Here is a 24,067-nt window from a genome sequence, read left to right as displayed (position 1 = left end):
GTTATTAAAACCACTAAAAAAGAAAATTATATTTTATAAAGAAAAATTAATAAAAATTCAATTTGTAAAATACAAAAATAATTTGATTAATTTATCAAAATAAAAATTATTTATAAATTTAATTACTACATTTATTTCTTCTTCAATTTTTTCAATCTTAAATTTGTTTCTATTTTCAATTTATCATTTTTAGTTATTAGTAGTAATTTATTATAGACTTCCCTTGCTGAAATTATTTCACCAAGTTTTTCATAACAACTTCCCATGAGTAAATATGATGGTTCAACAGAATCTGGGTATCCAATAAATTCCCTTTGGAGTCTTTTAAGTTGGGTAATTGCAGTTATATAATCTCTGTTTAAAAATAATATTTCACTGTTAACAATATACGCTTCAACAGCAGCATCATCTAATCTTCTAGATATTACAATTCTTGTTAATGTTAATGCTGTATCAATTTTATTTTGTTTAGATAAAATTCTTGCAATTGCATTCCTTGATCTATCTGTATAATAATCTAAATTTGCATCTTCTTTGTTTGTTAAAAATAAGTCATCGTCAATTCTACCAGAGTCTATAGTTGAAGTATCATTCAAGATGTTCATATCAAATATTTTCTTTAACTCAAGAACTGAATTAAAATGAAATAATGCTGAAGCACTATCACCGCTTTGAAGATAAGATTTTGCTAAAATGAATTTTGCTTCAGGTAATTTATTATATGTTTTATTTTTTCTACATAAAGTATCTAACTTTAAAATAATTTCTGTCCAACGTTCATTTTTAGAGAGTATGTTAGATTGTTCAACTAAAGCATCAAAACGAGCATTTGAATTTGGGAATGAATCTAAAACCGATTGGTAAATGTTGTAAGCAGTATCTGGTTTTTGCCAATTTAGAAAACCACGAGCTGATAATAATTTTGCTTCTGGAATTAATTCAGATTTTATAAAATTTTGCTCCAATCTTCTGCATGCTCCAATTCCCTCTGGGTAATTGCCTTGTTCAATTAATATTAAAGCCCTTTTATATAACAATGAATCTCCTGCAATCCTATTTGGATTTCGAACTTCAAAACTATCTATAACAGCTAATGCTTCTTGATTTAATCCCATTTTTTCAAGTGAATACCTTGCACCATCTAATGCTTCTGGTACTACATAACTCAATGGATATTTTATAAGAATTGAATCGTAATAAGCTAATGAACTATTATATTTCATTTGATTGAAAAATGCATCTCCAGATATTAAATATGCTTGCGGAATTAAATTACTTTGAGGATAATTTTTTATAAAATTAGAAAGTTCATTAATTGATAAAGAATCTTGATTCGAGTTTTTGTAAATTGTTGCAATATTTATAAAGTACAATTCTTTTCTTGGAGAGTTAGGATAATCCTTAATTAACTCACGAATAGATTCAATTGCAGTGTTTGTATCATTTAGTTGAAGTAATATCTCTGCATATCTAAACCTTGACTCTTCATTTTGGGTTCCTAAGCTTGCTAAGATAATAGCTTTTTTATAAAGTTCTAATGCAGAATCTGGCTCACCTAATATTTTCTTGCAATCAGCTAACCTAATAGTTGCTTCCACATTTTGAGGACTTCTTGGGTATTTTGTTATAAATTCTAAGAATGTATTTGAAGATTCTTTAATATTCTTTTGTTTAAACAAACTCCATCCAAGTCCAAACAATGCATCCTGATTTTTATCTCCATCTTTATAATTATTTAAATAATTTCTAAAATACAATTCTGATTCCTTAAATGATCCAGTCATAAAAACAGCATCAGCTAACCAATAAGTTGCTTGAGGAATATCATTTCCTTTTGGGTATTTTTCTAAGTATTCTCTAAACCTATCGCTAGCTGTTCTGAATCTTCCAGAACGGTATAGCATTATACCTTCACGATACAATGATTTCATAACAAGTTCGGAATTTGAGTCAATTTTTCTAACTCTTGCAAATGCATAATAAGCATTAATAGGATCATTCAGTTGTGAATAACTTTCTGCTAATAAATACTGAGCTTTAGGTCTTATCTCACTTTTAGGGAATTGTTTAGTTAAATAAAATAAATAATGTCTTGTTGAATCATACATTTTTCGAACGTAAAATATTGACCCTAATTGGTAATATGCATTATCTGTAAAAGCACCATTCGAGTATTTATAAATTAAATTTTCATATCCTTTAATAGCAGATATTGTATCTCCAGTTACAAGTTTTAATGTTGCAATTTGATAATTTGATGCTAGGGCTAATGAATCTTTATCATTCTGTAATTTAGTGAAATATATCAAAGAGCTATCAAATTTTTGGGTTTTTAAATAACCCCAAGCAAGAGAATAAATTGTAGGTCTAATTCGTCTGCTTGATGGATAATTTTTTATGAATAATTTCCTAAACTTAATTACATCATTATAATTTTCCAAACTACTTGCTAATTCACCTAACATAAAAAGCCTTTCTTCTTTTTGCCTTTCTCCTTGAGGCAAGAGGCTATCTAACAATTCAAATGCAGAATTGTAGCTTCCTCTTCTTCCCTCTATTATTGCTAATCTAATTTGAGCATCTGATATTAGAGGACTTGATTCATAATCTCGCAGAAGAACTCTATACAGAGCAGCAGCAGTATCATTTTTATTTCTGAATTCGTTTAACCATCCAGATAAATATAAAGCATAATCTGAATATTGATGGGGTGAAAGCTCAATCGATTTATCGATATAAAATTGTATTGAATCATAATTTAAATCTTCTACAAACATTCTTGCTTTCCAATAATATGATTCACCAACGCGATTAACATTTAAAGAAATTGTTTTATTAAACATTTCTTTAGCATTATCAAATTTTTTGGTAAGGTAACATCCAATTCCTTTTAGAAAAGCCATATCTGAACTTCTAAAATCTTTAGAATACAACCATAAGAATTTGTTTGTACTCTCAATTAACAGATCATACCTCCCTTCTAAAAATAGGATATTACTTAATAAAAATAATGCGTCAGATTTATCTATTGTTTCATCTGATGAATCAATTGCATTTATTAAAACTATTATTGCACTTGGAGCATTGTCATAATCTAAGTAATTTTTAGCCTCATCAACTGCATTAACCAAAGAACGCCTGACTGCAAAGTTTGGTTGTGCAATCAGGCTAGATAAATTTACAAAAACAACTACTATAAAAAAAATAAAATAGGTCTTATTTTTAATAAAATCTGAATCTTTAAAATTCATTTTACAAATCTTTGTGGACACAAATTACCTACCTAATTCTTTTAACATAAATTAGATTTTTACAATTTTTAATTTCCTGGAATGATCTCTATTACTACTGTTCTATTATAAAAGCGTCCTTCTGGTGAACTATTTGCGAATGGTGTTCTATTATCATCTTCTCCAAAACCAAATGTATCATATTTCACTGTTTTACCTGATTTACTCAACTCTTTTGTAAGAATTTTCTGAGTCTCCTCAACTCTTTTTTGTGAAAGTTTTGCATTGTAATCAGGATTCCCAATGTTATCTGTGTGTCCATGAATAATTACTGTTGAACCATTAGAAATATTTGGTACAACTGACTGAGCTAGGAAATCAGTGTATGTTTGAACTGTTTTAGATTCGTCAAATTCAAATAAAATAGAATATCTCAATCCTTGTGTATCTTTCTCATTTACATCACCCTTAGTTAACCTAATTGATTGTGGCTCTTGAGAAGAAACCACTGAACCATCTCTCCTTGTTATATTAATTTTTAAAATATATTTAGCTTCATCTCTATTTCCTAATAATTCTTTAGCATTTATTCTTGCAGTATTTGTTCCTTTGTAAGGTCCTTGTGTTGAGGGTGGTTTACCTTCTTCATTTACATCTATACTCCAAAAAGCGACATCCTCATTTTCAGGAATTGTAACAATTACATCATTATCAAGCATTTCTTCTTGTACAGAATTTAACATAGCAGGCTTTAAAATATCTATTGGATTTGTTGTAATTTCAACTCGATAACTTTCTGCTTTAATAAGTTCCGCATCTTCGGTATTAGCATTACTATAATTTAAAGGAGCTCCAATATTTCTTGAAGTTATTCTATATTCAGCTATATCAAAATTATTCACTAAGTATTTTTTAACATTATCAGCCATAATTTGAGCGTTCTTCATGTTTCCTGCAGCATATCCAGTTAAAGTTACATTTGCTGAAGTATTAGTGCGCAATCTGTCCCCAAATACATTCAACAAATTATAATATATTTCCATTTGTTGACGTGATCTAATTTGAACTGCATCACTTCCTCCTGATGAAACACCAGATTTAATTAAATCACTTTCTTTAAAATTAATGGCATCTGTTTTAGGTAATAATTTATATCTAGTTGGTATATCTGTTGATGTTGGATCAAAGAATACATAATTCCTAATTGGGAAAGTCTCTTTTAAAATTCTTGAATCAGTTATTACATTTGGAGCTTTTACATTAAAATCAGTGTTAAAAACTGTTGGTTCTTCACCTTTTCCCTCTGCTGGTCTTGATCCAAATTTAACCTGAAAACCAAGCCTTAATGCATTAATACCAAACATTTCATCTGAACCTTGAATCTGGTTTGTTAAACTTTGCCCTGTTTGAAATTGTAAGTATGGAGTTAACAAAATCTGACTAATTGAAGATGGCTTGCTAATCATAAAATCATATCCTATTGAAGCTTGCCCACCTATAACGAGCCCTCTTGAATTTGGTAAATCAGCTTTTGTTGAAACAGGTGGTTTATTACCAAGTTTAATTTGTTGATAATCAAAACCTTTACCCATATTTATCATAAAACTAGGACCAGCCGTTAAATGTAAGAACCTGTTTCCAAGATTTAACCTCAAATTTGGTTCAATTGTAATGAAAGAATGTGAAGTTGTTAATCTTTGTTGAAAAACAGAATCTGATGTAACAGATGTGGTTTCAAAATCATTAAATGTAATTGATTTACCACTATATCCAAGTTGCAAATTGCCACCAAGTAATCCACCAGAATTATATTCTAATATCCCACCAGCTAAAGGACCAAAGCCACTTCCTTTAATAAAGCCATCTGGTAATGCAACCAATGGCAATCCATTTTGAAGATCCAAAACTTTCCCACTAAACATGTTATAATTTGCTCCTAAGTAAAATCCATACCACCATTTTGACCATTGTTGTTGATCGCTAGTTTCAGGTTCCTGAGCATACAAATTCCCACATAATATTAAAGTGAGAATTAATGTCAGTAAAAATTTATTTAAATTCATAATATAGTATTTTGATTATAAGTTTCGAAATGAATGTAATAATTAGTTTAATAATTAAAAGTACTTTTATTATAAAGTATCTTAAAAAAGGCAAATTAAGAATGTTCTTAATAAATATAAATCAAATAATTTATTGATTAAGAATTAATATTTTTTTGAAAATTAACTTTCCTTGAATTATGGTTTTAAGCCAGTAAACACCTTTTGGGAATGTTATTAAATCTATTTTACTTAATAAATTATTTGGCTCAATAGAATTTGAAATCAAAAAATTTCCAATATTTGAGTATAACTCATAATTAAATTCATATTGTGATAAATTTTCAATCCAAATAATATTTGAATACGAATTTTGATACAACTTTATATCTTCAAAAATATCATTTTCTACAGAAGTAATAGAATTAAAATCTCTCAAACCATTTGCTTCTTTATATCTGTTTGAAAATTCTTGTAAGAACTGATTCGCAATTAAAGAATTATGAATTACAATTAAATTTTCATCATTCCTTGATTCCGCACTATAAGTGAAGTTGAATGAGCCAGTTGTAACACTTGAATTTTTAGTTGACTGAAATGGAATTACATCAGTTATTGCATATTTGTGGTGCAATAAAATTGAATCGTTTCCCCATGCCAAAGCATCACAAAATGTTTGAAGGAAATTATAAACACTACCTTGATCACTCGTATTATCTATTAAACAACGAATATCTGATTTATTATTTTCCTTATTCCTCTTTAAAGCATTTGAAATTTCATTAGAAGTCATTGTTAAGTTTGAAGTATATATACAATTTTTTGACAAATCAATTTGCCTCACTATTTTAGAAGTTAATTTATCAGAAGGAGAAAAATATACTTCTATTTCAGTCCCATCAAACAACTTAAAATTATGGTTTGTATTATCAGTTTTACTTGAACCAAATTTTGATTTTTGTAAATCTGGAAGTTGATTTTCACTCCCCCACATTTCGTTAAATTCAGTTGTAAATGTTTCTGAAACTAATTTGTCATTTACAATTACTAAATTATTTGCTTCCAAATAAGTTCCATTATAAGTAGCATTCCAACTTCCAGTTACTACCATACTATTATCAATAACACAAAATTTATTATGCATTAAAGGTTGAATTCCTGAATCAATTTTTGGATTAGATATTACATTAATTCCATTTTGAATTAACTTTTGAAAATTATTACCAGTGCTTGTAAAATTGTCTATATGTGAAATTACACGAACTACAACACCTCTTAATTTAGCCTTTTTCAAAGCATCTGTTACATTGTTCATATTAAGACTATACATTGCTATATCAATAGTAGTTTTTGCAGAATCTATAATGTTTGTTACTAATTTTGCTAAGTCTGTAACTTTAGATTTATTTTCTAATGGATTGGCTAAATTTACATTTACACTTTTATTAAAATATACCTCAATACTTTGAGAAAATAATATTGAATTAGAACTTACAAAAAGTATAAATTTAATTATCAAATTTGAATAAATTTTAGAACTCATAAAAATTATAAATTTAATTTTTAGTTTTAAATAAAACTTATAGCTTTAACTAAAAAGTTTTTTCTTCTTTATTTCAAGGAGTTCTTTAGGTGCAAATACTTGACCCATTTCCAATAAAAAATCCATTTCTTCATGAACACTACTCAATGCAAGTTTAGTTTCTAGAATAAGCATTATACTTCCATAAAGTAAAATTACAGCTCCAAAAATTCCTAATGCAATTGGAATCCAATTAAATTCTTTACCAATTACATTTAATATTCCAATAACAACACTTGTCCCTACAAAAAAACTTAAACTAACATAAAAACTTGTAATACCTCTTTGTAGATATTTAGATCTTTTTGTAAGTTTACTTAATTGAGAGAATATTATTGAAATTCGTTTGCTATTATTTTCTTTAACCTCACCATGTTGAGATAGTTCCTCAAACCTAACAAATAAATTTCTAACTCTATCAACAACTCTACCTAATCTTGAAGATGTAGATAAAATGAGAGTTCCACAAGCTGAAATAAGAATTGCAGGAGTTAACATTGAAGTTAAAATGCCTAAACCAATTTCGTTTCCCATTTATTTATTAATAAAAATTATTAAAATATTGAAGTTATAATATGATTAAAACTCAATTGAGCTTTGCTTAAAATGAGCCATTAATCGGAATCGAACCGATGACCTACTCATTACGAATGAGTTGCTCTACCAACTAAGCTATAATGGCTTTTGTTACATTGATTAAAATTAATCTAATAAAAAAAACAATTCAATCCATTTAATCTATACTTTAAAAATCCCGATAACTTAACTTATTACCAAAAATAAGTAATCTAAATTTAGAATAAAATAAATGAATATATTTTTATTTGTAAAATCTCAATTAAGTTTGCAAATATGATAAATGAAAATTTTAAAACTGGTTACGTTGCAATTGTTGGCGAACCAAATACAGGCAAATCTACATTGCTAAATTCTATTTTAGGTGTACACCTTTCAATAGTGTCTAAGAAACCCCAAACAACACGTAAAAACGTAATGGGGATTTATTCTAATGATGAAGCCCAAATTATTTTTACTGATACTCCTGGAGTTCTTTCACCAGCTTATCTTTTACAGGAAAAAATGCTAGGATATATTGAGCATGCTTTAGGAGACACAGATGTTGTGCTGTTAATGTTAGACATGCTTTCACCAGATTTTGAAAGACTTGCAGAAACAGCTTTAGGAGGTATTACTAAATTAGGTAAACCTGTAATTTTAGTATTAAATAAAGTTGATGCTCTTGATGATAGAAACGTCACTTTGCCTGTTATTGAAAAATATAATAATATGAAAATTTTTAAAGAAATTGTTCCAATTTCTGCTTTAAAAAATGATAATGTTGAGCTTTTAACAAAGTTAATTATTGAGAACCTACCTATTGGTGAAATTTTGTACGATCCAGAACAAGTTAGCGATCAGCCACAAAGATTTTTTGTAAGTGAGTTAATAAGAGAACAAGCCTTCAAAATGTTTAAGAAAGAATTACCTTATTCAGTTGAGATTGAAATTATTAAGTTTCAAGAATCTAATGGTAAAGATAAAACACGTATTACAGCAGATATAATTGTTGAACGAGAATCACAAAAAGGAATTGTTATTGGGAAAGGTGGTAGTATGTTAAAGCTTCTCGGTACAAATGCTAGGCTTTCAATTGAAGAATTTTTAGGTGAGAAAATATACTTAGAACTATTTGTTAAAGTTAAAGAAGGATGGAAATCAAACGAAAGTAGATTAAAAGGTTTTGGCTATTAGTTTTAATTAAATATTAAATCAAATTACTACTTAAATTTAACAACAATTTTTATTATGACTTATCAAGAAACAGACAATCAGATTGAAGCAATACAAACTGAAATTGAAGTGCTTAGAATGAAGATATTAGAGCTTCGTAAGGAAAGACCTTTAGAAGAATTTGATGATTATGCACTTTTAGATAAAGATGGAAATACAGTTATGTTATCTTCTCTTTTTCAAGATAAAGATGAGTTGTTAGTTATTCATAATATGGGGAAAAGTTGTACATATTGCACTTTATGGGCAGATGGATTTAGCAGCTTAACAAAACCTTTAAATGATAGGGTACCTTTCGTTCTTATTTCTCCAAATCCTCCATCAATTATGAAAGAATTTTCTGAAAGTAGGAATTGGGAATTCAATTGTATTTCTGCTCACGATTCAAATTTTATAAAAGACGTAGGTTATTCATATTTAAAAGGTGGCAGAACATATTATAATCCTGGAGTTTCAGCTTTTGTTAAAAAAGATAATAAAATTTATAGATCTAATAAAGACTATTTTGGTCCAGGAGATACTTATAATAATGTTTGGCATTTCTTTGAACTATTGTCAAAAGGATGTAACGATTGGCAACCTAAGTATCATTATTAAATTTCATTTATTATAAATTTTTTATTTTTTAAAAAATTATTTGAAAAACTTAAAATTAAAATATTCATGTTACGTTTTCGGTATTTCGAGTATTAATGGTTCATTTCAAAAATTCAAGAATGCCACTCAAATACCAAAACAACTTTTTAAAAAATCAAAAAATTTAACATGAAATTTACTTACTTCAAAATTTTTTCAATCTTATCAGTAATCATTTCTCTATCATCTTGCTCTAAAACTGATTTGGTAAACACTGAGATTGCAACTGTAATTCCTAAGCAAGGAAGCTCTTTTACTTTTACAAATGTTCATTATGATACAAATGGTGTTGAGACTTATAGAACAAATGAGGTTGATACAGTTGTAACTTCTGCAACAACTTTTATCAATAAAAGTAATGTTGTTTCAGTTGTAACTAAAATCAAGAATGTACCAGGTGATCCAACTAATTATTCATACGAAACAAATGGTGATATTTCATCATATTTTTCTATAGATTCTATTAATGGATTGTGGTATACATTCCCAGTTTCAACACAAAAAGAGTCAACTTTTTTGTTTCCTGAATATAAAGATTCAAATTCTTTAGGTAAATCTTCAATTAAGTTTTTTCCAGGAATTGATTCAGATATTAAAGTAGGGAATGAAACAATCTCCACAAAACAAGTTAAATTCACAAATTCAAGCGAATATTATAGAAACAACAAATTAGTATATTCTTCATCAAATGATAATGTAATGAATTTTTCAAAGAAAATTGGTTATATAGTTAGGTTAGAATCAATTGAATCTTCTCCAAAAGGTAAATCTATTAGAACTTTAATTAGTTATTCATTAAAGTAATCAAATAAATTTATTATAATTAAAAAGGCTCACATATTTTGTAAGCCTTTTTTTTATTTATAATTGAGCTTCTTTACTTTCTATATTTCCAATTTTTCCACCTCCACTTCTTGCTTCTAATTCAGTTAATAATTTTTCACCTCTAACAATTTCAACTCCAGCCATTAGTTTCTCTGGAATACCATATTCAAGCCATTTAGAAGTTACACTTTCAACAACCTCTTTATCCATTTTTAAGTCTTTAGGCCATAGTCTTTTAAAGCCTTCACCATCCCATTTACGTGTTGCATCAATTCCAACTTTACTCCCAATCCCCATTATATCACTTGCATGATCTAGCACATCAATTGGTCCTCTAGTAAATTGCATATCTCTTTGTGGGTCAACGTTTGCTCCAACATAAAACAAAACTTCATTAGTATTTTGAACATCAATATCACTATCCACAACTACTAAATATTTTGTTAATGACATTTGTCCAAGTCCCCATAATGCATTCATAACTTTTCTTGCATGATACGGATATTCTTTACGAATGGAAACAAAACAAAAATTATGAAATACTCCAAATACTGGTAAGTTCATATCAACAATTTCTGGAACAGTTTTTTTTAAAATATTTAAAAATATTCTTTCAGTTGCTTTACCTAAAAAATAATCTTCTTTAGGGGGCCTACCCACAATTGTTGTCCAATAAATTGGATTTTTCCTTGTGGTTATTGTAGTTATATGAAAAGTTGGGTATTCGTCCTTAAGCGTATAAAATCCAGTATGATCTCCAAAAGGACCTTCAGTTCTTGTGTCTTGAGTATCTATATAGCCTTCTAAAATTATATCTGCTTCAGCTGGGACTTTCAAATCGCATGTAATAGCCTTTACCATATCAACAGGCTCATTCCTAAGGAAACCTGCAAGAATCCATTCATCAAGCTCTGGAGGCATTGGAGCAGTAGCTGCATAGGTTGAAACACTTGAACCCCCAATTGCCACTACGCAAGGTATTTTTGTAATACCAGCCTCATTATATTCTCTGATATGTGCAGCTGTACCATGATGAGATTGAGAATGCAAAAAAGTTGTCCTTTTATCAATAACCTGCATTCTATACATTCCAACATTTTGAACTCCAGACTTTAAACTTTTAGTTATTACTTGAGGTAAAGTAATAAAATTGCCACCATCTTGGGGCCAACATTTAATTATCGGAATTAAATTCAAATCAATCTCATTGTTTGTATATGTAACTTCCTGGCAAGGAGCATTCTTAACTGTTCTCGGTGGAAATTTTCTGATGCCCGCTATTGTAGGCAACATTTTCATTGTTTCTTTAAAAGAAGTTGGGGCTTTTAATTCTAACAAATCCATCATCCTTTCAGAGATTTCATTAAAGGAATTTGCACCAAGTGCCATTAACATTTTCTTTTCAGAACCGTATGCATTAATAAGTAATGGCATAGATGCACCCTTGACATTTTCAAACAATAGGGCTGGACCTTGCATTGCCATAACTCTACAAGCAATTTCTGAAACCTCAAGAATTGGATCTACTTCTTTTTGAACTCGAATTAGTTCTCCAGCAGCTTCCAGTGCTTTTATAAAATCTTCTGTTGTATTATATCCTTTCAATGTATTTTTTATTATTATTTGATTTATGCAAAATTATAAATCAAATTGGGTTTGAACATTATAAAAAAAAATCCTCTCAATTAATTGAAAGGATTTCAAATTTGAATTTTAATTTAAGTTTACTCAACTATTATTTTCTTTATAGTTATTCCACATTTTGTTTTTATTACTGCATTATAACATCCTGCTGGAATACCGCTTAAGTCAAGGCTTATAGGGCTTTCATGTAAAAAGTCTTTTCTCTTTACTTGCTCACCTAATAGATTATATAAACTTACATTCCCTTCTCCTTTATCTTTCTCTATTTGTATTGTGGCTTCGTTGTGGGCTGGGTTTGGGGTTATACTTACGTTTATTGCTATTCCATATTCTATTATATTAGATGGTGTATATTCTCCGAAATCTGCTAGTAAATTATCTACTTTTTCAAATGATGTGTAAGCTAAATATGATTCTATTTTACCTCTAGATTTTACAAATAACCTGCTAAACCAAGATTCTAATTCTACTGAATCAATCCTTAATTTATTTTCATTATTATAAAATCTACTTGCAAAAGGCATTGCAATTATTCCTGTTGTATCATTTTTAACACTTATTCCACCATTATAAACTGCACCTTTAATTGGATTAATTACAATATATGGTAATGTGAAAACATTTTTTTTATCCCAAGTTTGTCCTCCATTGGTTGTTTTAGATAGTATGCCCCATGGCATAGAATCATTATTTACATTGAGATCTCCAAATGCATAACCATTTACAGAATCTATGAAATCGAATGAATTTCCTCGAATACTGTCTGATGGTTCTTTAAATATACTAGATTTTGATATTATCTGCCAACTTTCACCACTATTTTTAGATAATGCTAATTGTTCCTTTTGCATTGTATCTGATTTTTCTATTACATTTGTAAAATAAACACCCTTTGAAATACATTTGATATATGGTTTTCGAAATGCTAAAGGATTTACAAAACTAAATCCATTTGGTGGTTTTACTTTTTCATATGTTTTCCATCCATCATTTGTGGAATATAATTCTGTTAAGCCATAAAATACATCTTGAGTTAACAAGGCAATTCCTTCATTTTCATTATACATTGATATTAAAAATACAGAATAACCATCACTAATTTTTCCAACTTTCAATTTTTTATTTTCCCAATCCAATCCATTATTCTTGGTTATTAACAAATTTCTTGATGGTCCTCCTATGTATATTGTATTAATTTTTGGTGATGATAAACATTGTGGTTCAAATTGAAAGTTTGAATTTATTTCTTCCCATGATTTACCTCTGTCAGTTGATTTTTTTATCTTGTATTTTATTAAATTTGTGGATTCTGAAACTAAAACTATAGAATTTAATGAGTCTATTATTTCAGCATCAATTATTCGACCTATATATACATTATTAAAGTCAAAAACCTTTTTCCAAATATGTACTTTTTGGGAATAAACATCTAAATTTATAAAAATTAAAAAGACAATTATTGATTTCATTCTATTTTTATCTATTTTCATTCTTTAAATTAGATTCTTTAAAATTTAAAACTAAATTTTGATCGCCATCTCCAATTGGAACATCACAATTTGTATCAAAACATAATCCAGGAACCCAGTTTTGAATTGGTACATCTGCTAAACAATTGTCATTTATACCTATTCTTACAGCTTTAGAAATATAATTTCCTTCATCTGAATACATTATTGTCCTTCTACAGCAAGAAGTACCACAAGGTTTAAGTTTATATCCATTTGCATTTTGGTTTTGAACTGTTGGTAAATTTAATACTTTTTCGTAACAAGTTGAATTATATGATTGGATTGTTTGAAATCTACAAAAATAATCAATTGAAATATAATTTTTAACTGCTTTAAGAATTATAAAATTAAATAAATTGATTGGCAATGTACAACTACAACTTCCATTTGGAATCTCAATTTCACCTATATAAACTTCACAATAACCACAATCGTAAATATCGTTTTGTGTATGTAATGGTATGAAATAAGTTATTGTAATTTTACATCCTGGTTGGTTTGGAACTTGAGGACAAATATCTATATCTAATGATTTCTTTATCCAACTATTACTTCTGCATAATACACAATCACTTGGTCTTGGACCAGGTATATCTCCATTTTCTTGTGAGCTTGAAATATTAATAATCCCAATAAAAATTATTAATGTTAATAAAATTTGTTTAAAGATTCTACTACGCTCTGTGGCTCTGTTGCTCTGTGGCTCTGTTGCTCTGTGGCTCTGTGGCTCTGTGGCTCTGTGTTCCTTGCCGAACCTTTTAGGCTCAAGGCTTTGATTTCTTTTTGTTTCATTTCAATTTGTAATTTAAAAACGTTGTAAATTATTTATCCCTTTATGAATCGGCAATTTTTAGATATTTATGCTTTAACTACATCTCTTTGTTGTAGGGGTCTTTTAAGGTTTTGTTCTCAATAATTAATGAATAAATTTAATCAATAATTAACTTAATTCAAACTTAACATTTATCTTTTATTTAAATTCTTTTTATTAATTATTTTTTTTATTAAACTCCTCACTTTTTTTGCTAGGAGTTTTGTTCTTATAAATTAATTTAAGTTTACTCAACTATTATTTTCTTTATAGTTATTCCACATTTTGTTTTTATTACTGCATTATAACATCCTGCTGGAATACCGCTTAAATCAAGGCTTATAGGGCTTTCATTTAAAAAGTCTTTTCTCTTTACTTGCTCACCTAATATATTATATAAACTTACATTCCCTTCTCCTTTATCTTTCTCTATTTGTATTGTGGCTTTGTTGTGGGCTGGGTTTGGGGTTATACTTACGTTTATTGCTATTCCATATTCTATTATATTAGATGGTGTATATTCTCCGAAATCTTTATATACTTTGCTTTCGTTTACTCCCATATATATTGGTGTTATATTGTATTTGCTTTTATAATAAAACTTTCTCCAGTATAATACTTCTTCTGTACTATCTATTAACCATTTCCCTAATTTATCTCTTCTACTTGAAAATGGGGTTGCTAACATAAAATTTTTATCGTTTCTAAAATAATCCATATAATAATTATTTCTATTATGGTTTATTGTATCTGGGTCTATTGGCATTTCTATATGTTCCACAAATTGCCAACTATTTCCTCCATCTGTTGTTTTTGATATATATCCATGTGTTGTTTCCTTAATTACATCCTTTGGATATATATGACCTAAACACCATCCGTTAAGTGTATCTAAAAATTTAATTGTTCTGCCTTGTATTGAGTCTTTTGGTATATACGAATTTACTGGATCTTCTATTATTTTCCATGTTTCTCCTCCATCTGTAGTTCTTGCTAAGTATTCATTCTTTTTGGTTTTCTTATTTAATATTTTACAGACGAATATATTTTTACCTAAACACTTTATATAACCTGAATATGTTCCTGATGATGCTTGTATTATATAATAGTCTTGTGGTACTTTAACCTCTTTAAATGTTTTCCATCCATCCTTTGTTGAATATAATTTTGTTGCTACACTGAATGGTTCACTATCAGACAATGCTATTCCATAATTTTTATCGTACATACTTAGTAAAACTACTTCATCATAACCATAAGAATCTGTTCTTTTCAAATATGGCAACAAAATTGGTGTCCATGATTTACCACCATCGTTTGTTTTTAATATGTAATTAGATTTAGCTCCAACGAATATATCTTCATTTGAAACATATTCTACTACTGTTGGCCAAATGGTAGTTTTTGTGCCTTCAACTTTAAAATTTTTTAGTATATGTTCCCATGTTAATCCACCATTACTCGTACTTATTAATCCCAATACAGTGCCATCAATTCCCTCTATATCCTTTGCTGAATATGGTACAATCACGTTATTTGAATCAAGTACTACTCCGTTATAAAAATTTGCAAAATAAATATCACTTGGTATAAATAATACTTCTTTCCAAATATGCGGTTGTGATTTTAGTGAAATAGTTACAAAATAAAAAACTATTATTATTGTAATATAATTTTTCATATTAGTTTTATTTTGTTTGTGTTAATCTTTTATCTTTTAATCTTGCATATGGTATAAAATCTTCGCATTCTATTTTATAGCATACATTTGATTTCCTTATTCCCCATACTGGGAAACAAGTATCTATGCCATTATTGTATACTATTGTGCCTAAATAAGTAGGTGGTACTGTTGTTAAATCATAAGTATTTTTACAACAATTCTCTCCACATGGTGTAGTAAATTCCATTGTTATTGGTTGTCCATTTGCTCCTATTCCAACTATGATTGGTTCTGATGTAATCCAACATGTTGAGGTGTAAATATGAATTGTACTTTGGCACAAGGTTGGTGGTGTGCTCATATAATTCAGTATTGCAGCAACAGCTGCTTTAAATTCTAAATTATAATCATAACTTCCAGAACAAGAACAATTCGTGGGTTCTGATATACTATCAATCCAAACTTCACAAGTAGCACAACCTAATGCTATTTCAAATGTTACAACCATATAACAATTTGTACTATCCGGACATTTATATGTAAAATTTAATGGTATACTATACCAATATAAATTTTGACAACCAACGCATGGGCTTGGAGGAGGTAAGGTAGGAGTTTCAATTTTTGAATAAAGATCAAAATTAATTACAAAATAAATTAAGAAAATTAATGTTATGAATATTTTATTATTTCGCAGTGTGGTGCTATGGCTCTCTGTGTTCCTTGCCGAACCTTTTAGGCTCAAGGTTTTGATTTCTTTTTGTTTCATTTCAATTTGTAATTTAAAAACGTTGTAAATTATTTATCCCTTTATGAATCGGCAATTTTTAGATATTTATGCTTTAACTACATCTCTTTGTAGTCGGGGTCTATTAAGGTTTTGTTCTCAACAATTAATGATTAAATTAAATCTATAATTAACTTAATTCAAACTTATCATTAATTAGCGAATAAATTAAATCTATAATTAACTTAATTCAAACATAACATTTATATTTATTAAAAGAGTTTGATTTAATCATAATCCAATAAAGAATGTTTTGAAAATTATTATTGGAATTATTTTTTATATCTTTGCAAAAATTTATATAAAATAAGATACTATTAAATGATTATTCCCAAATATAAAAGAATTCTTTTAAAGTTAAGTGGAGAAGCCCTTATGGGTAATTCTGGTTATGGAATTGACCCTGCTGTAATGGACTTTTTATGCGATGAAATTAAATCAATAAAAGATTTAGGAGTTGATGTGGCAATTGTGGTTGGTGGTGGTAATATTTTTCGTGGAATGAACGCTTCAACTCAAGGAATTGACCGTTCTACAGGAGATTATATGGGGATGCTTGGAACAGTAATTAATGCTTTAGCTTTCCAAAACTCCTTAGAAAAAAAAGGGATGATGACAAGATTACAAACAGCTATTAGAATGGAACAAATTGCTGAACCGTTTATTAGAAGAAGAGCTGTTAGACACTTAGAAAAAGGCAGGATAGTTTTGTTTGGTGCTGGCACTGGGAATCCTTATTTTACTACCGATTCTGCTGCTGCTTTAAGAGCTTTTGAAGTTAGTGCTGACATATTAGTAATGGGTAAAAATGGTGTTGATGGGGTTTATGATAGTGATCCTAAAAAAAATCCAGATGCTAAAAGATTTTTATCTGTAAATTTTAAAGATATATTAAAACAAAATTTAAGAGTTATGGATATGACTGCAATTACATTGTGTCAGGAAAATAAATTACCAATTGCTGTTATAACTTTAGACAAAGCTGGAGTGTTAAAGAAATTTATAAATGGAGAAAAAATTGGAACAACTGTTGGAGAAGTTGAAACAATTTTATCAGAATAAATTACAACTCATTAACTCCAATTTATTACAGATTTTAAATTTATAATTATATAATTTTTATATGGAATTAAAACTAATTTTAAATACCACTGAAGATGGTATGAAAAAAGCATTAGAACATTGTAAAGTTGAGTTAGGCAAACTAAGAACTGGTAGAGCTTCTACTTCAATGTTAGAGTCTGTACAAATTGATTATTATGGTACAATAACTGCATTAAGTCAAGTTGGCTCTGTATCTGCTCCAGATGCTCACACAATTCTAATTCAACCATGGGAAAAGAATTTATTAGGTCAAATTGAAAGAGCCATAATAGCTGCAAACTTGGGATTTTCTCCAAATAATGATGGATCAGTAATTAGATTAGTTGTACCACCTTTAACTGAAGAAAGGAGGAAAGAGATTGTGAAAATGGCAAAAAAAATTGGAGAAGAATCTAAAATTGGTGTTAGAAATTCAAGACGTGATGGAATGGAAGATTTAAAAAATGCTGAGAAAGAGGGTATGAGTGAAGATACAAGAAAAGAGGGTGAAACTTCAGTTCAAAAACTTACTGATAAATACATACTTGAATTAGAAAAAGCATTATTTGAAAAAGAAAAAGAGATTATGACTGTATAGAAAATTCAAATTTCATTAATATCTAGAAGGTCATTCTATTTTTGATTTGACCTTTTTTATTTTTTATATAATATTAAATGTCCTTACCAAAAGTTTATTCAAATGAATTAGAAAACGCAATTTTTCAACATGGAGAAAATGGAGGAAGAATTGTTACATGCCTTTCTATATTAACAGATTCATTACTTTCATTAAATTCACTCGAAATTTTTTATCAGAAACCTATATCAAAATCTGTATCTCCATCTGAGATTATTGAGATTAGAACTTTGATAGAATCTGTTAAAGTATTGTTACAAGAGACTATAAAAAAATGAGAATTAATTTTATATAATTCTCATTTTTTATATTAAATATTCGCAATTAAATAGCTTTCTTTTTTCTCGGAGAAGTTTTCTTTTTCTCAATAACAATTGGAGGGTTAGCTTTTCTTTCGGCAATAATCTCTATACATTCTTCTAAAGTTATAGTATCAACTTGTTTTTCTTTAGGTATTGGGGCATTAATATCACCACATTTAATATACGATGAACGACCTCTCAAACCACTATAAAGCTCAATTGGACTATTATCAATTGGATGTGTTCCAACAATTCTTAACAACCCTCTTTTAGTCCCCCCTAATTTTTTTAATTCATAAAGTTCTAAAGCTCTATCTAAACCTATATTAAAAATATTATCGGTAGATTTGAGTGAAGCATATTCTTTATTATGTTCTACATATGGTCCGAATCTACCTATATTTACCCTAATTTCTTTACCAGTTTCAGGATGTTGTCCAATAACTTTTGGAAGCTCTAAAAGAGAGATAGCTTGAGCTAAAGTTATATTTTCTAATGTAATACCTTTTGGCAAAGAAGTTCTTTTTGCTTTATCTTCATCTCCTAACTGAACGTATGATCCGTAAGGACCTGTTCTTAAATATATTGGTTGATTAGTTGAAGGAAATTCACCGATAGACTCTGGAGTAGCTAATTTATTAAGAATAATTTGTTGTGCAATTTCATCGTTTAAATCTGCTGGAGTAGTATTTTCAGGCAGTGATGCCCTTGTTAACTCACCATCATAAACAGTTTCAATAAATGCTCCCCATTTTCCAACTCTAACTTCAGCTGAAAGCCCTGGTAAAACAATAGTACAAGCCTCACGTGGGTCAATATCTTTTTCTCTAGTTTTTACAGTGTTATCCAAACCATTTTCACCATTATAAAATTCTTCTAAATAGTTCACTGAATATTCACCACCTGTTGCAATATTATCAAGGGTTTCCTCCATTTGAGCAGTAAAGCTCAAATTAACTAAATGAGGAAAATGTTTTTCTAAAAGTGAAGTTACAGCCATTGCTGTAAAAGTAGGAACTAACTGTCCACTAATTTTACGAACGTAACCTCTATCTTGAATAGTATTAATTATAGTTGCATAAGTACTTGGTCTGCCAACTCCTTCTTTCTCTAAAGTTTGAATAATAGTAGCTTCTGTATATCTTGCTGGAGGTTTTGTTGTATGACTAATTGCATTAAGATCATTGCAATTTAAGATTTCATTTATATTTAAATAAGGTAATGGTGCGTCTTTATCTTCAAGTGCAGCTTCCGGATCGTCAACACCTTCAACATAAGCTCTGAAAAAACCTTGGAAGTCAACTCTTCTGCCAGTTGATCGGAAGATTGCATCACCAGATTTAATGTTTGCAGATACAAATTTTATTCTTGCTTCTGCCATTTGAGTAGCAATTGAACGTTTCCAAATTAGTTCATATAAATTTGCTTCATCACCAGATAATTTCAATTCTTGAGAAGTTGGCATGCCCTCTGCAGAAGGTCTTATAGCTTCATGGGCTTCTTGGGCTAACTTTGATTTTGTAGTAAATTTTCTTTCAACTTTACTTAAATATTCATTCCCATATCTAGTAATTACACTCTCTCTAATTGAATCCAAAGCAGTTTGAGAAAGATTTACAGAATCAGTTCTCATATAAGTTATAAACCCTTTTTCGTACAAACCTTGAGCCACACGCATTGTATCGCGTGCAGAAAGCCCTAGCTTTCTATTGGATTCTTGTTGTAACGTAGAAGTAATAAATGGAGGAGAAGGTTTTCTTAATTCTTCTTTTTCATCGATGCTTAAAACTACAAAATTACTTTTAGCTAAATTTTCTACTAACTTTTCAGCTTCATTACTATTTAACAATATTACATCTTTTCCATCAATTAGCTTACCAGTTTCTGAATTAAAATCCTTACCAGTTGCAATTCTTTTTCCATTTAATGTTGTAAGGATTGCTTCAAATTTTTGAGTAGAATTATTTTTATTTAACTCAGCTTTTAAGTCATAAAAATTAGCATTTCTAAATGCCCTTCTTTCTAATTCACGAATAACAATTACCCTTACAGCAACAGATTGCACTCTACCTGCTGATAATCCTGGTGCAACTTTCTTCCATAATAAAGGAGAAAGTGTATAACCAAAAAGTCTATCAATTATTCTTCTAGCTTCTTGGGCTTTTACTAATTTAGTATCCAATTCGCGAGTATTTGCTAAAGCTAACTCAATTGCAGGTTTTGTTATTTCGTGAAAAACCATTCTTTTAACTTTAACTTTTGGCTTTAATGCTTCAAGTAAATGCCAACCAATTGATTCCCCCTCACGGTCTTCGTCAGTTGCAATTATTAACTCATCAGATTCTTTTAATAAATCTTTTAATTTTTTTATTGTTTTAACTTTAGACGGAGATATAATATATAATGGTTTAAAACCATTAGTAGTATCTACACCAATTCTAGCCCATTTCTCTTTTTTTAAAGACTCAGGAATTTCTGAAGCATTAGCTGGCAAATCTCTCACATTACCAAGGGATGCCTCAATAACATAATTTGAAGGTAAAAAAGATTTTATGGTTTTTGCTTTAGTTGGTGACTCAACAATAACTAATGTTCTTGACAATATTTTATTTTTTTAATTTTGAATGATAATTAAATTTATTGTAGAAACTAAGAATAATTTAATGGAAATATAAATATTAATTTAAAAACTTTAATAATTAGAAGCTTTGAAAATAGATTCATAGTTTTATAAAACGGTCGCAAAGATAATATAATTTAGTTGAGAAATCACATTCCGAAAATTAAATTTAATAATTTTCTGTTTAAAATGATTTTTGGGAATCAGACTGAATTTAATTTAAAACAGTAAAGAATTAAATTGTAATTTAATAATATTTAAACCTAAACAAACAATTCTAAATGTCAAATCCAACATTTACTAAACTTCAATTTAAAGGGTTTTCAAATGAAGAGATGAAGAGTAGTTCAGATGCATTTTTTAGAAATATTAAACAACGCCGAACTGTTAGAAATTTTTCATCAGAAGAAATTGACATCCAAGTTATTGAAAATTGTATAGCTTCAGCTTTAACAGCTCCAAGCGGTGCAAATCAGCAACCATGGCATTTTGTTGTTGTTTCAGATAAAATTTTAAAGAAAGAAATTAGAGAAAAAGCTGAAGAAGAAGAACATGAATTTTATACTAAAAGGGCTTCTCCTGAATGGCTTAAAGCAATTGCTCAATTAGGTACTGATGAGAAAAAAGAATTTTTAGAAGTTGCTCCATTTTTAATAGTCGTTTTTGGGGAAAGTTATCAGATACAAAATAATGGAATACAAGTTAAAAATTACTATGTTCAAGAATCTGTAGGAATTTCTGTAGGTTTTCTTATTGCTGCTTTGCATTTTTCAGGTATTGCAACTCTTACACATACTCCAAGCCCTATGAATTTTTTAAATACTATTTTGAATAGATCTAATAATGAAAGACCTTATTTAATTTTAGTATGTGGATTACCTGAACGTAATGCTCAAGTGCCAAAAATTAAGAAGAAATCATTTAATGATTCTGTTAGTTTTTTTTAATGTTATTATAATTCAATTAAATAGTTGTGTAGAGTTCAAACCAAAATTCTTTACTATTTTTGCAACTAACATGAAAGCATTTTTACTTGCTGGAGGATTCGGTACTAGATTAAAACCATTAACTGATGAAGTTCCTAAATGTTTGATTCCTATAAATGGAATTCCATTATTAAGTTATTGGTTCAAATTATTCGAAGAAAATAATGTTACTGAGGTACTCATTAATCTACATCACTTACAAAAAAAAGTAATAGAGTTTTGTTCAGAATATAATGGTAAAGTTAAAATTAAACTTGTTTATGAAAGTGAATTATTAGGGAGTGCTGGTACTATATTAGCAAACAAAGATTTTATAGAAAATGAAGATAGTTTTTTGATTTTGTACGCTGATAACTTAACCAATGTTAATTTAATAGAACTTATCGAATTTAATAATATTTATGAATTTCCGTTAACTGTTGGTTTATTTCATTCAAAGAATCCATCTAACTGTGGAATTGTTGATTTAGATGAAAATGGTAAGATTATTGATTTTGAAGAGAAACCACAATTTCCAAAAAACAATTTAGCTTCATCTGGAATTTTTGTTGGAAGAAAAAATTTATTTAACTTTTTTGATTCTAAACAAACTAAGTTTCCGTATGATTTTGCAAATGATGTAATGTCAAAAATGATAGGACAAATGGATGGTAAAATTCTTGATTGCTATATAAGAGATATTGGTACTCATGAAAATTTAAAAATTGCAAATGAAGAAGTTAAAAGATTTTTCAATTTTGATTATTAGTAAGAGTTATATAATTTTTTAAATAAATTTCTCAAATAGTTAGTTCCAAATTTTATAAACCCACTTTATATTTTTAAATGATAATTACTCAAACACCGCTAAGAATCTCAATTGCTGGTGGTGGCACAGATTTAGCAGATTATTATAGATTGAATGGAGGTTATGTAGTTTCAACAGCAATTGACAAATATATTTATGTCATTGTAAAAGAAAGATATGACGATAAAATATATGTAGATTATGCTCAAAAAGAAATTGTTGATAATGTAAATGAAATTAACCATGAGTTAGTTAGAGAAGCTGCAAAAATGACTGGAATGAGTAATGGTTTTGAAGTTGCTATGTTAGCTGATATTCCATCTGAAGGCTCAGGGTTAGGTTCATCTTCCACTTTGACTGTAGGACTTTTAAATGCATTTTATCAATATCTTGGAATAAATGTAGACACATCAAGATTAGCAGAAGAAGCATGTAAAATTGAAATTGATATACTTGGCAAACCAATTGGCAAACAAGATCAATATATTGCTGCTTACGGTGGTATTTGTGGTATTAAATTCAATAAAGATGAAAGTGTTATTGTTGAAAAATTTAATATTCCTACTTCAATTAAAAGAAGATTTGGTAGCAATTTAATGTTATTCTTTACTAATATTGTTCGGAAAGCAGCCAACATTTTGTCAGAACAAAAAGATAACATATCAATTAATATTGAATTTCATAATGAGATTAAAGAGCTTGCATATAAAACCTATGAAGCACTTAACAAAGGTAATTTAGATTTAATTGGAGAGATTCTAAATAAAAATTGGGAGTTAAAAAGAAAATTAGCAAGCGGAATTACAAATAGTACAATTGATGGAATGTATAATCTAGCAATTAAAGGTGGTGCACTTGGAGGTAAGATTTGTGGTGCTGGAGGGGGTGGTTTTTTAATGACATATTGTAAAAGAAATGAACAGGATTCTTTAAGAGAAAGTATGGTTAATTATAGAGAGATGCCATTTATGCTTGAGCCTCATGGAACAAAGATTGTTTTTAATCAAATGCCTTATTCTTGGAAATAGTTTGATTCCATGTTATACATTTATTTCATAAAAAATATTAAAATCCTTTAAGAATTAATTTTCTTTAAGGATTCAATTTTAATAGTAACCAAATACAATTCA

General features: G+C 28.6%; 19 protein-coding genes and 1 tRNA gene. 9 read left to right on the top strand and 11 right to left on the bottom strand.

Annotation, left to right across the window (positions count from 1 at the left end; all coding sequences use genetic code 11):
* Positions 1 to 131 precede the first annotated feature (131 nt).
* From IPP08_04330 to IPP08_04310, 5 genes are all read right to left on the bottom strand, one after another.
* Positions 132 to 3,251, bottom strand: coding sequence for a tetratricopeptide repeat protein (locus IPP08_04330; GenBank protein QQS67397.1), 3,120 nt, complete (start codon positions 3,249 to 3,251; stop codon positions 132 to 134).
* Between the two features lie 68 nt (positions 3,252 to 3,319).
* Positions 3,320 to 5,293, bottom strand: a complete 1,974-nt coding sequence (locus IPP08_04325; protein QQS67396.1) for an OmpA family protein — start codon at positions 5,291 to 5,293, stop codon at positions 3,320 to 3,322.
* Between the two features lie 130 nt (positions 5,294 to 5,423).
* Positions 5,424 to 6,815: a hypothetical protein gene (locus tag IPP08_04320; GenBank protein ID QQS67395.1), complete on the bottom strand. Its 1,392-nt coding sequence runs from the start codon at positions 6,813 to 6,815 to the stop codon at positions 5,424 to 5,426.
* A gap of 45 nt (positions 6,816 to 6,860) precedes the next feature.
* The gene (locus IPP08_04315; GenBank protein ID QQS67394.1) at positions 6,861 to 7,388 is read right to left on the bottom strand and encodes a DUF2721 domain-containing protein; all 528 of its coding nucleotides are present in this window, start codon (positions 7,386 to 7,388) and stop codon (positions 6,861 to 6,863) included.
* A 75-nt stretch (positions 7,389 to 7,463) separates the two neighbouring features.
* Positions 7,464 to 7,536 (bottom strand) — tRNA-Thr (locus IPP08_04310).
* 170 nt (positions 7,537 to 7,706) lie between these two features.
* Between IPP08_04310 and era the strand changes: the two genes are divergently transcribed.
* From era to IPP08_04295, 3 genes are all read left to right on the top strand, one after another.
* Entirely contained in the window at positions 7,707 to 8,606 is a 900-nt protein-coding gene (gene era / locus IPP08_04305) for a GTPase Era (GenBank protein ID QQS67393.1), read from the top strand.
* Positions 8,607 to 8,660: 54 nt separating this feature from the next.
* Entirely contained in the window at positions 8,661 to 9,242 is a 582-nt protein-coding gene (locus IPP08_04300) for a DUF899 family protein (GenBank protein QQS67392.1), read from the top strand.
* A 168-nt stretch (positions 9,243 to 9,410) separates the two neighbouring features.
* Positions 9,411 to 10,085, top strand: a complete 675-nt coding sequence (locus tag IPP08_04295) for a hypothetical protein (protein QQS67391.1) — start codon at positions 9,411 to 9,413, stop codon at positions 10,083 to 10,085.
* Between the two features lie 57 nt (positions 10,086 to 10,142).
* Here the strand turns inward: IPP08_04295 and IPP08_04290 are convergent, their stop codons facing one another.
* The 5 genes from IPP08_04290 to IPP08_04270 form a co-directional block, all read right to left on the bottom strand.
* Positions 10,143 to 11,711: a menaquinone biosynthesis decarboxylase gene (locus tag IPP08_04290; protein ID QQS67390.1), complete on the bottom strand. Its 1,569-nt coding sequence runs from the start codon at positions 11,709 to 11,711 to the stop codon at positions 10,143 to 10,145.
* A gap of 119 nt (positions 11,712 to 11,830) precedes the next feature.
* Positions 11,831 to 13,240, bottom strand: coding sequence for a T9SS type A sorting domain-containing protein (locus tag IPP08_04285; protein QQS67389.1), 1,410 nt, complete (start codon positions 13,238 to 13,240; stop codon positions 11,831 to 11,833).
* Positions 13,227 to 13,628 carry a hypothetical protein gene (locus IPP08_04280; protein QQS67388.1) on the bottom strand — a complete coding sequence of 134 codons (402 nt, stop codon included), beginning with the start codon at positions 13,626 to 13,628 and terminating at the stop codon, positions 13,227 to 13,229. Before IPP08_04280 ends, IPP08_04285 begins: the two co-directional genes overlap by 14 nt.
* Before the next feature lie 691 nt (positions 13,629 to 14,319).
* Positions 14,320 to 15,753 (bottom strand): T9SS type A sorting domain-containing protein, encoded by a 1,434-nt coding sequence (locus tag IPP08_04275; protein QQS67387.1) that lies wholly within the window; start codon positions 15,751 to 15,753, stop codon positions 14,320 to 14,322.
* Between the two features lie 7 nt (positions 15,754 to 15,760).
* Positions 15,761 to 16,504, bottom strand: a complete 744-nt coding sequence (locus tag IPP08_04270) for a hypothetical protein (protein ID QQS67386.1) — start codon at positions 16,502 to 16,504, stop codon at positions 15,761 to 15,763.
* 339 nt (positions 16,505 to 16,843) lie between these two features.
* On the opposite strand from IPP08_04270, the gene IPP08_04265 reads away from it, so the two are divergent.
* From IPP08_04265 to IPP08_04255, 3 genes are all read left to right on the top strand, one after another.
* The gene (locus IPP08_04265; GenBank protein ID QQS67385.1) at positions 16,844 to 17,584 is read left to right on the top strand and encodes a UMP kinase; all 741 of its coding nucleotides are present in this window, start codon (positions 16,844 to 16,846) and stop codon (positions 17,582 to 17,584) included.
* A 61-nt stretch (positions 17,585 to 17,645) separates the two neighbouring features.
* Positions 17,646 to 18,203, top strand: coding sequence for a ribosome recycling factor (frr, locus tag IPP08_04260; protein QQS67384.1), 558 nt, complete (start codon positions 17,646 to 17,648; stop codon positions 18,201 to 18,203).
* A 77-nt stretch (positions 18,204 to 18,280) separates the two neighbouring features.
* Complete coding sequence (locus IPP08_04255; GenBank protein ID QQS67383.1) at positions 18,281 to 18,520, top strand: hypothetical protein; 240 nt, start codon at positions 18,281 to 18,283, stop codon at positions 18,518 to 18,520.
* A gap of 46 nt (positions 18,521 to 18,566) precedes the next feature.
* Here IPP08_04255 and topA read toward each other — a convergent pair whose 3' ends face one another.
* The gene (topA, locus tag IPP08_04250; GenBank protein QQS67833.1) at positions 18,567 to 21,149 is read right to left on the bottom strand and encodes a type I DNA topoisomerase; all 2,583 of its coding nucleotides are present in this window, start codon (positions 21,147 to 21,149) and stop codon (positions 18,567 to 18,569) included.
* Positions 21,150 to 21,445: 296 nt separating this feature from the next.
* Between topA and IPP08_04245 the strand changes: the two genes are divergently transcribed.
* The 3 genes from IPP08_04245 (at position 21,446) to IPP08_04235 (ending at position 23,965) form a co-directional block, all read left to right on the top strand.
* On the top strand, positions 21,446 to 22,111 hold the full coding sequence (locus tag IPP08_04245) for a nitroreductase family protein (GenBank protein ID QQS67382.1): 666 nt from the start codon (positions 21,446 to 21,448) through the stop codon (positions 22,109 to 22,111).
* Positions 22,112 to 22,181: 70 nt separating this feature from the next.
* Positions 22,182 to 22,898 (top strand): nucleotidyltransferase family protein, encoded by a 717-nt coding sequence (locus tag IPP08_04240; GenBank protein QQS67381.1) that lies wholly within the window; start codon positions 22,182 to 22,184, stop codon positions 22,896 to 22,898.
* 77 nt (positions 22,899 to 22,975) lie between these two features.
* Positions 22,976 to 23,965 (top strand): GHMP kinase, encoded by a 990-nt coding sequence (locus IPP08_04235; GenBank protein ID QQS67380.1) that lies wholly within the window; start codon positions 22,976 to 22,978, stop codon positions 23,963 to 23,965.
* The last annotated feature ends 102 nt before the right edge of the window (positions 23,966 to 24,067 follow it).

The sequence above is a fragment of the Chlorobiota bacterium genome, from assembly GCA_016700335.1.
Lineage (GTDB): Bacteria > Bacteroidota > Ignavibacteria > OLB7 > OLB7.
Note: the sequence above shows the minus strand (reverse complement) of the source record. Positions and strands in the feature narration are given on the sequence as shown.

Excerpts from the sequence above, each read along its gene's own strand:
- IPP08_04330 (QQS67397.1), bottom strand. The coding sequence starts at position 3,251 with ATGAATTTTAAAGATTCAGATTTTATTAAAAATAAGACCTATTTTATT.
- IPP08_04325 (QQS67396.1), bottom strand. The coding sequence starts at position 5,293 with ATGAATTTAAATAAATTTTTACTGACATTAATTCTCACTTTAATATTA.
- IPP08_04320 (QQS67395.1), bottom strand. The coding sequence starts at position 6,815 with ATGAGTTCTAAAATTTATTCAAATTTGATAATTAAATTTATACTTTTT.
- IPP08_04315 (QQS67394.1), bottom strand. The coding sequence starts at position 7,388 with ATGGGAAACGAAATTGGTTTAGGCATTTTAACTTCAATGTTAACTCCT.
- era (QQS67393.1), top strand. The coding sequence starts at position 7,707 with ATGATAAATGAAAATTTTAAAACTGGTTACGTTGCAATTGTTGGCGAA.
- IPP08_04300 (QQS67392.1), top strand. The coding sequence starts at position 8,661 with ATGACTTATCAAGAAACAGACAATCAGATTGAAGCAATACAAACTGAA.
- IPP08_04295 (QQS67391.1), top strand. The coding sequence starts at position 9,411 with ATGAAATTTACTTACTTCAAAATTTTTTCAATCTTATCAGTAATCATT.
- IPP08_04285 (QQS67389.1), bottom strand. The coding sequence starts at position 13,240 with ATGAAAATAGATAAAAATAGAATGAAATCAATAATTGTCTTTTTAATT.
- IPP08_04275 (QQS67387.1), bottom strand. The coding sequence starts at position 15,753 with ATGAAAAATTATATTACAATAATAATAGTTTTTTATTTTGTAACTATT.
- IPP08_04270 (QQS67386.1), bottom strand. The coding sequence starts at position 16,504 with ATGAAACAAAAAGAAATCAAAACCTTGAGCCTAAAAGGTTCGGCAAGG.
- IPP08_04265 (QQS67385.1), top strand. The coding sequence starts at position 16,844 with ATGATTATTCCCAAATATAAAAGAATTCTTTTAAAGTTAAGTGGAGAA.
- frr (QQS67384.1), top strand. The coding sequence starts at position 17,646 with ATGGAATTAAAACTAATTTTAAATACCACTGAAGATGGTATGAAAAAA.
- IPP08_04255 (QQS67383.1), top strand. The coding sequence starts at position 18,281 with ATGTCCTTACCAAAAGTTTATTCAAATGAATTAGAAAACGCAATTTTT.
- IPP08_04245 (QQS67382.1), top strand. The coding sequence starts at position 21,446 with ATGTCAAATCCAACATTTACTAAACTTCAATTTAAAGGGTTTTCAAAT.
- IPP08_04240 (QQS67381.1), top strand. The coding sequence starts at position 22,182 with ATGAAAGCATTTTTACTTGCTGGAGGATTCGGTACTAGATTAAAACCA.
- IPP08_04235 (QQS67380.1), top strand. The coding sequence starts at position 22,976 with ATGATAATTACTCAAACACCGCTAAGAATCTCAATTGCTGGTGGTGGC.